The sequence below is a fragment of the Burkholderia sp. BE12 genome, from assembly GCF_002959955.1.
Classification (GTDB): Bacteria; Pseudomonadota; Gammaproteobacteria; order Burkholderiales; family Burkholderiaceae; genus Burkholderia.
The window spans coordinates 153,306-163,813 of sequence record NZ_PREY01000016.1 but is presented as its reverse complement, the minus strand read 5'-3'; the positions used below and the strand labels follow the sequence as shown (position 1 = coordinate 163,813).

The 10,508-nt window shown below is 68.8% G+C and carries 10 protein-coding genes; 5 read left to right on the top strand and 5 right to left on the bottom strand.

All coding sequences use genetic code 11. The annotated features are described in order from the left end of the window. Positions 1-303: 303 nt before the first annotated feature. From C4B30_RS19790 to C4B30_RS19775, 4 genes are all read left to right on the top strand, one after another. Positions 304-990, top strand: coding sequence for a type 1 glutamine amidotransferase domain-containing protein (locus C4B30_RS19790; protein ID WP_027782929.1), 687 nt, complete (start codon positions 304-306; stop codon positions 988-990). Positions 991-1,136: 146 nt separating this feature from the next. Beyond that, positions 1,137-2,246: an NADH:flavin oxidoreductase/NADH oxidase gene (locus tag C4B30_RS19785; protein WP_105132867.1), complete on the top strand. Its 1,110-nt coding sequence runs from the start codon at positions 1,137-1,139 to the stop codon at positions 2,244-2,246. Positions 2,247-2,383: 137 nt separating this feature from the next. Beyond that, positions 2,384-3,454: an AI-2E family transporter gene (locus C4B30_RS19780; RefSeq protein ID WP_027782931.1), complete on the top strand. Its 1,071-nt coding sequence runs from the start codon at positions 2,384-2,386 to the stop codon at positions 3,452-3,454. Between the two features lie 222 nt (positions 3,455-3,676). Continuing rightward, a complete protein-coding gene (locus C4B30_RS19775) occupies positions 3,677-4,051 on the top strand; it encodes a hypothetical protein (protein ID WP_089501696.1) in 375 nt (124 codons plus the stop codon). Between the two features lie 39 nt (positions 4,052-4,090). On the opposite strand, the gene C4B30_RS19770 is transcribed toward C4B30_RS19775, so the two are convergent. Further along, positions 4,091-4,885, bottom strand: coding sequence for an SDR family NAD(P)-dependent oxidoreductase (locus tag C4B30_RS19770; protein ID WP_027782933.1), 795 nt, complete (start codon positions 4,883-4,885; stop codon positions 4,091-4,093). A gap of 369 nt (positions 4,886-5,254) precedes the next feature. On the opposite strand from C4B30_RS19770, the gene C4B30_RS19765 reads away from it, so the two are divergent. Then, positions 5,255-6,100 carry an AraC family transcriptional regulator gene (locus C4B30_RS19765; RefSeq protein ID WP_105132866.1) on the top strand — a complete coding sequence of 282 codons (846 nt, stop codon included), beginning with the start codon at positions 5,255-5,257 and terminating at the stop codon, positions 6,098-6,100. 12 nt (positions 6,101-6,112) lie between these two features. Here C4B30_RS19765 and C4B30_RS19760 read toward each other — a convergent pair whose 3' ends face one another. From C4B30_RS19760 to C4B30_RS19745, 4 genes are all read right to left on the bottom strand, one after another. Next, the gene (locus C4B30_RS19760; protein WP_027782935.1) at positions 6,113-6,700 is read right to left on the bottom strand and encodes a LysE family translocator; all 588 of its coding nucleotides are present in this window, start codon (positions 6,698-6,700) and stop codon (positions 6,113-6,115) included. A gap of 99 nt (positions 6,701-6,799) precedes the next feature. Beyond that, positions 6,800-8,284 (bottom strand): heavy metal sensor histidine kinase, encoded by a 1,485-nt coding sequence (locus C4B30_RS19755; protein ID WP_105132865.1) that lies wholly within the window; start codon positions 8,282-8,284, stop codon positions 6,800-6,802. After that, positions 8,281-8,976: a heavy metal response regulator transcription factor gene (locus C4B30_RS19750; RefSeq protein WP_027782937.1), complete on the bottom strand. Its 696-nt coding sequence runs from the start codon at positions 8,974-8,976 to the stop codon at positions 8,281-8,283. The genes C4B30_RS19755 and C4B30_RS19750 overlap by 4 nt, the downstream gene beginning before the upstream one ends. A 27-nt stretch (positions 8,977-9,003) precedes the next feature. Continuing rightward, positions 9,004-10,506, bottom strand: coding sequence for an efflux transporter outer membrane subunit (locus tag C4B30_RS19745; protein WP_105132875.1), 1,503 nt, complete (start codon positions 10,504-10,506; stop codon positions 9,004-9,006). Between the last annotated feature and the right edge of the window lie 2 nt (positions 10,507-10,508).

The following is a 10,508-nucleotide window of genomic DNA, read 5'->3' as shown; positions in this document are numbered from 1 at the left end:
GCCCAGCCCAGCCCCGTCGGAAAGGCCATGACGATGGCAGGGCCGAATACGCGTTCTTCTAGACGACCGGTCTAATTCAGGAATATCATCTGTCCTCGTTGAATGCGGCGACGTTTCCGCCAGGCTCAAGTAGCGGGACGCCGTCGTTTTATTTCGGCTGCTTCTAGACGACTGGTCTAATAGACATATATCGCATACGGACGAATGAATCGCACGTTGCCGCGCGCTGGCTGACTAACCGACAGGCGCGCCGCGCCGACGTGCGGCCCCGTTCCCCGTCCATTTTCGAAGGAGTGTCCGATCATGAAGATCCTGGTTGTCCTGACCTCGCACGACACGCTTGGCGACACCGGCAAGAAAACCGGCTTCTGGCTCGAGGAACTGGCCGCGCCGTACTACACGTTCAAGGATGCGGGCATCGAGCTGACGCTCGCGTCGCCGAAGGGCGGCCAGCCGCCGCTCGATCCGAAGAGCAGCGACCCGACCGCCCAGACCGACGCCACGCGCCGCTTCGACGCCGATGCGGCGGCCAAGGCCGAACTCGCGTCGACGCGCAAGCTGGCCGATGTGTCGGCGGACGACTACGACGCCGTGTTCTACCCGGGCGGCCACGGCCCGCTGTGGGATCTCGCCGAGGATCTGCATTCGATCGGCCTGATCGAGCGCACGCTCGCGGCCGGCAAGCCGGTCGCGGCGGTCTGCCATGCGCCGGGCGTACTGCGTCACGTGAAGAACCCGCAAACCGGCGAGTCGGTCGTGCGCGGCAAGCGCGCGACGGGTTTCACCAACAGCGAGGAAGCGGCCGTCGAGCTGACCGAGGTCGTGCCGTTCCTCGTCGAGGACATGCTGAAGACCAACGGCGCGGAATTCGAGCGCAGCGCCGATTGGGCACCGCATGTCGTCACCGACGGGCTGCTGATCACGGGGCAGAACCCCGCGTCGTCGGCGCCTGCGGCCGAGGCGCTGCTCGCGAAGCTCGGCCACCGCTGAAAGCACGGCGCCGGCCGGGCCGGCGCCGCTTCCTTGCCGTCGTCGGGCGCAGCCGGCCCGCCGACGGCCCGCATCGTTGCGCCGTGCACACCTCACCGCACCGCGCATTCCCAGCCGTTTTGCAGAACCCAGCAAAGGAGTCATGGATGTCTGCCCTGTTCGAACCGTTCAAACTCAAGGATGTCACGCTGCGCAACCGCATCGCGGTGCCGCCGATGTGCCAGTACGTCGCCGAGGACGGCGTCGTCAACGACTGGCATCACGTGCATCTGGCCAGCATCGCGCGCGGCGGCGCGGGCCTCGTGATCGCGGAGGCGACGGCCGTGTCGCCGGAAGGACGCATCACGCCGGGCTGCGCAGGATTGTGGAACGACGCGCAGGCCGACGCGTTCGCACCGTCGGTCGCGGCGATCAAGGCGGCCGGCGCGGTGCCCGGCATCCAGATCGCGCACGCGGGCCGCAAGGCGAGCGCGAACCGCCCGTGGGAAGGCGACGACCATATCGCCGACGGCGATCCGCGCGGCTGGCAGACCATCGCGCCGTCGGCGGTGCCGTTCGGTGCGCACCTGCCGAAGGTGCCGCGTGAAATGACGCACGACGACATCGCTCGCGTGCAGGCCGACTTCGTCGCCGCCGCGCAGCGTGCGCGCGACCTCGGTTTCGAATGGCTGGAACTGCACTTCGCGCACGGCTATCTCGGCCAGAGCTTCTTCTCGGTGCATTCGAACCAGCGCACCGACGAATACGGCGGTTCGGCCGACAACCGCGGCCGCTTTCTCGTCGACACGCTCGCGGCCGTTCGCAAGGTCTGGCCCGAGCATCTGCCGCTGACCGCGCGCCTCGGCGTGATCGAATACGACGGCCGCGACGAAGAGACGCTCGCCGAATCGATCGCGCTCACGCAGCGGATGAAGCGGGAAGGGCTCGATATGCTGAGCGTGTCGGTCGGCTTCTCGACGCCCACCGCGCAGATTCCGTGGGGCCCGGCGTTCCTCGCGCCGATCGCCGAGCGCGTGCGCCGCGAGGCCGGGCTGCCGGTGTCGTCCGCGTGGGGAATCGACACGCCGCAACTGGCGAACCGCGTGGTCGAGCAAGCCCAGCTCGATCTCGTGATGGTCGGCCGCGCGCATCTGGCCGATCCGCACTGGCCGTATCACGCGGCCAGGCAGCTCGGCGTCGAGCGTCCGTCGTGGACGCTGCCCGCGCCGTACGCGCACTGGCTCGAGCGCTACCGGATCGCCGACGAGGCAGCCTGAGCGGGGGGCGCCGACGTAGTGCCGGGTGGCCCCGCGCATCGCGCGTGCCGCCGATCCGGCGCCGATGGATAGAATGGCGGTTCGTCCAGGCCGGTTGCCTCGACGAACCGCCATTTTTTCATTTCGACAGAGGTGCCATGGCCGCACATGTCCCGTCGTCTCCCGATTCCGCCGCGCGGCCGCGCGCCCAGCAGATCGCCCGCGTCGCGCTGTATGCGGCGCTGCTGGTGCTCGCGCTGTGGGTGATCCGCGACTTCATTCCCGCCATCGCATGGGCCTGCGTGATCGCCATCGCGATGTGGCCGCTGCTGAAACGCTTCGAATCGCACCGGCTGTTCCGCGATCGGCCGACGTTGATCGCGACCGTCATCACGGCGGGGATTTCGCTGCTCGTCGTGCTGCCGGTGGCCATCGCGACGACCCAGGCGATCGCGCAGGCGCACGACCTGCGCGAGTGGCTGCACACGATTCAGGACAACGGCATTCCGCTGCCGGAGGTGGTCGGCCGCCTGCCGTACGGCGCCGCGCAGATCACCGAATGGTGGCAGGCCAATCTCGGCCATCCGCTGCATGCGGCGACCGCGATGCACGGCGTCAACGGCGAGAGATTCATCGCGTTCGGCCGGCAATTCGGCACGAAGCTCGCGCATGTGCTGCTCGAATTCGGTTTCATGCTCGTCACGCTGTTCGTGATCCTGCGCGCCGGCCACAAGTTGTCGGGCGCGTTGCTGCAGGGCGCGCGGCGCGCGTTCGGGCGCAACGGCGCGGAACTGATCGAGCGCATGGTTGCGGCCGTGTACGGCACGGTGACCGGGCTCGTCGTCGTCGGGCTCGGCGAGGGCGCGTTACTCGGCGTTGCCTATGCGCTCGCCGGCGTTCCGCACGCGGCGCTGCTCGGGCTCGTCACGGCGGTCGCCGCGATGCTGCCGTTCTGCGCGCCGATCGTGTTCTGCGGCGCGGCGCTCTGGCTGTTCGTGCAGGGGGCCACCATGTGGGCCGTTGGAGTGGCGGCGCTCGGGTTCATCGTCGTGTTCATCGCCGAGCATTTCGTGCGGCCGGTGCTGATCGGCGGCTCGACACGGCTGCCGTTCCTGCTCGTGCTGTTCGGTATCCTCGGCGGCGCCGAGACGTTCGGCCTGATCGGGCTGTTCGTCGGGCCGGCGCTGATGACGGTGCTGACGATGCTGTGGGCCGAATGGATTGCTTGATCATCGCGCATGCCGTTGCACTGGGCTGATGCACCGGTGCAGCGGTGCGGATGCGCGCGCGTTGCACCGGCTGTCACGATTGGTGACGATTCGGCGGTCGCGGAAGCCAGCAACCGCAGGGATTCGGATAAAGATCTCTACATTTCTTTTCGATCCGGACCCAAAGGTCGAGTAGCATGGGGCTTTCGATCACGCCGGTATGGCGCAGCAGATTTCCCGAGCATGCGATTGATTTCGATGTCCCGTCCCGCAGCGACGCTGTCCCTGGCGGCCAGCTGCCTGATGTTGCATGGCTGTGCGTGGTTCGACTCGTGGCTGCCGTTCTCGTATTCGCGCACGCCGCTTGCACGGGCCGCGTCGCGGCACGGCGCGACGCGCGCCGACGTCGTCCGCGCCGCCGGCAACCCGCGCAGCGTCTGGATGGTCCGTAACGGCAGCGGCGTCTGCTACAACTACTTCATCGAGCACGGCAACGATCACCGGTCGTACTTCGTCGTGTTCGACAAGGCCGGCGTCGTCACGCAGTCCGGCTTCGATACCTGCATGGACGCCGATCGCAAGGGCGCGCTTCAGTCGGGCAAGAGCGCGTCGCGATAGCGCGGCGGCCACGCGTCGCGCGAGCCCGTCATACTGCCGTCACGCTATCGTGTCGACCACGCCGCCGTCGACGCGCAACGCCGCACCGGTCGTCGCCGAGGCTTGCGGCGAGCAGACGTACACGACCAGGTTCGCGACTTCCTCCGTCGTCGCCGGCCGCTGGATGATCGAACTCGCGCGCTCGCTGCGCACGAACTCCACGGCAACGTCGTCGATGCTGCGGCCCGTTTCGTCGGCCTGTGTCTTCAGCAGCGCGCGCACGCCTTCCGACATCGTCGGCCCCGGCAGCACCGAATTGACGGTCACGCGGGTGCCGGCCGCGAGCTTCGCGAGGCCGCGAGCGATCGACAGCTGCGCGGTTTTCGTGAACCCGTAATGAATCATGTCGACGGGAATGTTCAGGCCCGATTCCGACGAAATGAACACGACGCGCCCGGCGTTGCGTTCGATCATCCCTTTCAGGTAATGCCGCGCGAGCCGCACGCCGGACATCACGTTGATCTGGAAATAATGTTCCCATTCGGCGTCGTCGATGTCGAAGAACGCCTTCAGGCCGTAGATACCCGCATTGTTGACGAGAATGTCGGCATCCGGCGTGTGCTGCGTGAGGCGCGCGACGCCGGCCGCGTCGGACAGGTCGGCGGCGACGCCGTCGAAGCTTGCGCCGGGCACGGCGTCGCGCAGTTTCTCGAGCGCGGATTGCACCGACGAGTCGCTGCGGCCGTTGACGACGACGTGTGCGCCGGCGCGCGCGAGCCCTTCGGCGATCGCGAGCCCGATGCCGGCGGTGGAAGCGGTGACGACCGCGGTCTTGCCTTTCAGATCGATCTGCATGAGCGTGGCGGGGGAAGAGTGAACGGGAACCGCCGCGCGTGCCGCGGCGGACGGAATTCAAAGCTTAGGCAAATTCCGGTCAATAGGCCATCTTGCGCGCGTGTCGGCGGCGTCGAGGCGAAGACCGATTCCCTCGACTCGAACGCCGAGCACGCGGAATGCCTGCAAGCGGGTGCAGGGCGGGAGCTGTTCCAGCCTAAGCGCGACATGCTCAGCACCTTGTGTCGAAGAATCGACGGGGCAGGATTGCGCCCATGCTCATTTTCGTGGGCGCAATCGCGCTGAACGTCGAAGCCGGGCGGTACGGTTGCGCTACGCTGCACGGTCTTGTACGGTGAGCGTTCGTCGTCCGACCCGGGAGCCCGCCGCGTGAGCCGTATCGCCAACCGATCCGCCGTACCGTCGCCGTTCTGGCGCGATACCGCGCTGCCGTTCATCGAGGCGCGCACCGTCGACGACGGGCGTGCGATCTGCTACGCGAAGCACACGCACGACACGTTTTCGGTGGGCGCGATCGTCGGCGGCACGAGCACGTACGTGAACGGCGCGACGAACGCACACGTCGGGCGCGGCGTGCTCGTGATCATCGATCCGGAGCAGGTACACGCATGCAACCCGTACGGCCCCGATGCGTGGGCGTACCGGATGGTCTATGTCGACGTGCCGTGGCTCGCGCGGCTGCAACACGCGCTGGGCCGCGATCCGAATCGCGATTTTCACGGATTTTCGCCGAAGTTGACCGAGCGCGGCGACCTGTTCTCGCAATTTGGCGGCTTCTACCGCACGCTCGTGTCGCCCGGCATCGATGCGCTCGGCAAGGAGAGCGCGGCGGTCGAATTCTTCACGGCGCTGCACGGCGCGCTCGATCGCGAACTGCCCGATTCGCGGCCGGGCGATGACAACGCGAAGCTCGCGCGCGCGGCCGACTACATCGCCGCCCATTGCCGCGAGGCCGTCACGCTCGATGCGATCTGCGCGGCGGCCGACCTGTCGCCGTCGTACCTGATCCGCGCGTTCAATGCGCGTTACGGGATGACGCCGCATGCGTTCCTGATCGATCGGCGCGTGCAGTACGGCCGCGCCGAATTGCGCCGCGGCCGGCCGATCGCCGAAGTCGCGCTCGACGCCGGCTTTGCGGACCAGGCGCATTTCCAGCGCGCATTCCGGCGGATCGCGGCCGCGACGCCCGGGCAGTACCGCAGCGCGATGCGCTGAATGCCGCCGCGGCTACACGTCGAGTAGAAACAGCGCACTGCCCGCGAGCAGCAGCGCCATCAGCCGGTTGAACACGCGCATCCGTCGCGCGTTCGCGAGCCGGTGCCGCAGCGACGCGCCCGCATAGCCCCAGCATGCGATCGATGCGAAGCAGATCACCAGATACAGCGCGGCGAACTGCCAGATTTGCGCGCGGTCGCCGTCGGCCGCATACGCACCCATCGCGGCCACGCACGCCAGCCATGCCTTCGGATTGAGCCACTGCATCGCCGCGCCTGCCGCCGCCGACGGGCCGGCCACGTCCGGATCGGCCGACAGTTGGCCGTCGTCGAGCGCGAGCCGCAGCGCCATGAACAGCAGGAACGCGATCCCCGACCACTGCGTGGCCGTCGTCAGCATGGGCCAGCGCGCGAGCGCCGCGTGCAGGCCGAGGCCGATCAGCAGGAACAGCGCGACGAAGCCGAGCGTCGCGCCGGCCGCGTAGCGCAGGCTCGCGCCGAGACCGTGGCGCGCGCCCGCGCTGAGCGCGACGATGTTGACGGGGCCGGGGGTGATCGACGAGGCGAGCGCGAACGCGGCCATCGAAACCAGGATGCTCATCAGGTGTCTCCATGCGAAATGTCGAAAGTCGCATCGAGACTACGGGCGCCGCGTCGGCCCGTATTGAAGAAAACTGCCCTCGGCGGCGCGGGGCCGCGGTCAGTGCATCGCGCGCGGCGCGTGCGCCGGCCGCGGGGCGTGCGGATCGGCGGGATCGGTGGAACCGGTGGAACCGGCCGGGCCGACGGCATCGGCCGGACGCAGCGGCCCGCCCGAGTACGGCTGCGTCGACACCGAGAAGCCGAACGTGTTGACGCCGCCCGAGCACGCGACGAACACGCCGCCGCCGTGCATCTCGGCCACGGCCTTGACGATCGACAGCCCGAGCCCGTGGTTTTCCTTGCTGTTCGCGCGCGCTTCCTCGAGCCGGTAGAAGCGCTCGAACACGTGCGAGCGCTGCACCGGGTCGATCGGCTCGCCGGGGTTCGACACGGCCATGTCGACGAGCGTGTCGCGGCGCGTGATCGTCACGTTCAGCGTCGCGCCGGGCGCCGAATGCTGGATCGCGTTGATCAGCAGGTTCGTCATCGCGCGGCGGAACAGCGACGGATCGACGGCCGCGCGCGCATCGCCGTGCAGTTCGGCGCGCAATTGCGCCTCGTCGAGCGGGATTTCGAGGAAGTCGAGCATGCGCCGCACCTCGTCGGCGAGCGACACGTCCTTCAGGTCGGTCGCGCGTTCGCCGCGGTCGCTGCGCGACAGGAACAGCATGTCGTTGATGATCACGCGCAGCCGCTCGAATTCCTCGAGGTTCGACTGCAGCGTCTGGCGCATCCGGTCGACCGAGCGGTCGCGGCTCGTCAGCGCGACCTGGGTCTGGCCGATCAGGATGCTGATCGGCGTGCGCAGCTCGTGCGCGACGTCCGCGTTGAACGCTTCGAGCCGCGCGTAGGTTTGCTGGATGCGTTCGAGCGCGCCGTTGAACGACGTCGCGAGATCGCGCAGCTCGGTCGGCAGCGCATCGGTGTGCAGCCGCTGGCGGCGGTTCGTCGCGCTCACGCTTGCGGCGTCCTGCGACAGCCGGTCGAGCGGCGCGAGCCCGAAGCGCGCGACGGCGCGGCTCAACAGCAGCGTGATGACGGTGGCCGTCGCGATCAGCGCGGCCAGCGTCCAGCCGAAGCGGCGCAGCATCCGCTGGGTACGCTCGCACGACGTCGCGACGACCAGTTGCAGCGTGGGCCGCTCGTCCGCGCCGGCCAGCGTGATGGTTTTCGTCATCACCGCGTAGCTGCTGTCGTTGAGCTGGTAGCGCTGGTACGCGCCGACCGGCGGATCGAGCGGTACGCCGTTGACCGGTCTGCCGAAGCGGAATGCGGGGTCGTCGCTGATCACCTGATAGTGCGTCGAGCCGTCGGGCGGTTCGAGATCCGCGAGTTTTTCCTGCATCATGCGGCCGCGCGCGGCCGTGGTCGCGTGCGACACGATCATCTGGGCGACCTTGGCGCGCGTGTCGATCGTCGCGCGCAATTCGGCGAACAGCTGGCGCTCCATCATCACGAACAGCCCGCAGCCGACCAGCGTGAACACGAGCAGCGACACGATGCCGAACATCGCCGAGAGCCGCAGGATGATCGAGCGTTTCATGCGCGCCGCTCCGTGTCGCCGTCCTCGCGCGCCTCGAGCACGTAGCCCATGCCGCGGATCGTATGCAGCAGCTTGTCCGCGAACGGGCCGTCGAGTTTCGCGCGCAGGCGCTTGATCGCCGTCTCGACGACGTTCGCGTTGCTGTCGAAGTTCACGTCCCACACGAGCTCGGCGATGGTCGTTTTCGACAGCACCTCGCCGCTGCGCCGCGCGAGCACGCCGAGCAGCTGGAATTCCTGTGCGGTCAGGTCGAGCCGTGCGCCGTCGCGGGTCGCGCGGCGGCCGATCAGGTCGACGCGCAGGTCGCCGATCGAGATCAGCGTCGATTCCTGCACGCGCGCGCGGCGCGTCAGCGCACGCAGCCGTTCGATCAGTTCGAGGAACGAGAAGGGTTTGGTCAGGTAGTCGTCGGCGCCGCCGCGCAAGCCGCGCACGCGGTCGTCGACGCGATCGCGTGCGGTCAGCATGATCACGGGCGTCTGCTTCTGCGCGCGCAACGCACGCAGCACGCCGAAGCCGTCGAGCTTCGGCAGCATCACGTCGAGCACGACCACGTCGTAGTCGAATTCGACGGCTTTCCACGCGCCGTCCTCGCCGTCGAGCGCGGTGTCGACGACCCAGCCTTCCTCGGTCAGGCCGCTCTTCAGGTATTCGACGACTTTCGGTTCGTCTTCGACGATCAGCACTTTCATGTTCGATCCGTTGTCCGGGTAATCCGGTTAAGGGCTCGTGTTCGCCGGGCCGGCCGCCGCGACGTCCGACGGCGCGGGGCCGTTCGCCGCACCGCCGTCCCAGCCGCCGCCGAGGGCCTTCGCGAGAAACACGACGAGCGCCGCGCGCTGGCCCTGGATCTGCACGGCCTGGCGCTCGCTCGTCAGCAATTGCTGCTGGGCCGTCAGCACGTCGATGAACGGCGTCAGGCCGCCCGCGTAACGGTCCTGTGCGAGCGAGACGAGCTTGCGCGCGTCGTCGACCGCCGCGGATGCCTGCTGCGCCGCCTGCGCCAGCACCGACAGGCCGGTCACCGCATTTTGCACCTCCTGGAACGCCGTGAGCACGGTCTGCCGGTAGCCGGCCTGCGCGGCCACGTAGCCGGCCTGCGCGAAATCGACGCCGGCCTTCAGCTTGCCGCCCTCGAACAGCGGCTGGCTGAGCGACCCGCCGACCGACCACAGCAGCGCAGGCACGGTGAACAGGCCCGCGAAGCGCGTCGCGTCCCAGCCGATGTCCGGCGACAGCATGATGCGCGGGAAATACGCGGCGCGCGCGACGCCGATCTGCGCGTTCGCGGCGGCCATCGCGCGCTCGGCCGACGCGACGTCGGGGCGCCGCTGCAGCAGGTCGCTCGGCATGCCGGTCGGCAGCGCGGGCGCGTTGATCGGCACCACGCGCGGCGGCAGCGAGAATGCGGGGGCCGGCGTGCCGACCAGCGTCGCGATCGCGGTTTCGACCTGCGCGCGCTGCTGGATCAGCAACTGGGCCTGCGTACGCGTGGCGTCGAGTTGCGCGCGTTGCTGCAGCAGGTCGAGGCCCGACACCGCGCCGAGGTCGTGGCGCGCGCTCACGTAATCGAGCGCCTTCTGCTGCAACTCGATCGAGCGCTTGACGACGTCGATCTCGGTGTCGAGTTCGCGCAGCGCGAAATAGCTCGACGCGAGATCGGCGCTCAGCACGAGGCGCGCGTTCGCGAAATCGTCGCGCACCTGCTCGGAGCTGGCCTGCGCGGATTCGACGCTGCGCCGCACGCGACCGAACAGGTCGAGTTCGTAGCTGACCGCCGCGCCGACCTGGATCTCGTTCTGCACGGTCGACATGCTCTTCGTCGCGTAGTTGGTCTGCGGCCGGTCGGCGGAGATCTTGAAGCGCTGGCCGCTTGCGTTCAGGCCGACGGCCGGATATTGCGCCGACGCAACCGACGCGAGCGTCGCCTTCGCCTGGTCGTAGCGCGCGGCCACCGCCTTCAGGTTCTGGTTGTTGCGCAGCGCGTCGGTTTCCAGCGCGTCGAGCTGCGGGTCGCCGAACGCGGTCCACCAGGCCGGATCGAGCGGCGCGCGGGCCGGTGCGGCCGGGTGCCAGTACCCGTCGGCCGGGTCGAGCCGCCACGCGGCCGGCGTGTCGACGGCCGGACGCCGGTAATCCGGGCCGACCGTGCAGCCGGCGACGGCGAGGGCGGCGGCCGCGACGACGGCGGCGAGCGCCGCCGGCCGCACGCGGGTGCGCATCG

Coding starts and splice junctions, on each gene's coding strand:
- C4B30_RS19790 (WP_027782929.1), top strand. CDS start 304: ATGAAGATCCTGGTTGTCCTGACCTCGCACGACACGCTTGGCGACACC.
- C4B30_RS19785 (WP_105132867.1), top strand. CDS start 1,137: ATGTCTGCCCTGTTCGAACCGTTCAAACTCAAGGATGTCACGCTGCGC.
- C4B30_RS19780 (WP_027782931.1), top strand. CDS start 2,384: ATGGCCGCACATGTCCCGTCGTCTCCCGATTCCGCCGCGCGGCCGCGC.
- C4B30_RS19775 (WP_089501696.1), top strand. CDS start 3,677: ATGCGATTGATTTCGATGTCCCGTCCCGCAGCGACGCTGTCCCTGGCG.
- C4B30_RS19770 (WP_027782933.1), bottom strand. CDS start 4,885: ATGCAGATCGATCTGAAAGGCAAGACCGCGGTCGTCACCGCTTCCACC.
- C4B30_RS19760 (WP_027782935.1), bottom strand. CDS start 6,700: ATGAGCATCCTGGTTTCGATGGCCGCGTTCGCGCTCGCCTCGTCGATC.
- C4B30_RS19755 (WP_105132865.1), bottom strand. CDS start 8,284: ATGAAACGCTCGATCATCCTGCGGCTCTCGGCGATGTTCGGCATCGTG.
- C4B30_RS19750 (WP_027782937.1), bottom strand. CDS start 8,976: ATGAAAGTGCTGATCGTCGAAGACGAACCGAAAGTCGTCGAATACCTG.
- C4B30_RS19745 (WP_105132875.1), bottom strand. CDS start 10,506: ATGCGCACCCGCGTGCGGCCGGCGGCGCTCGCCGCCGTCGTCGCGGCC.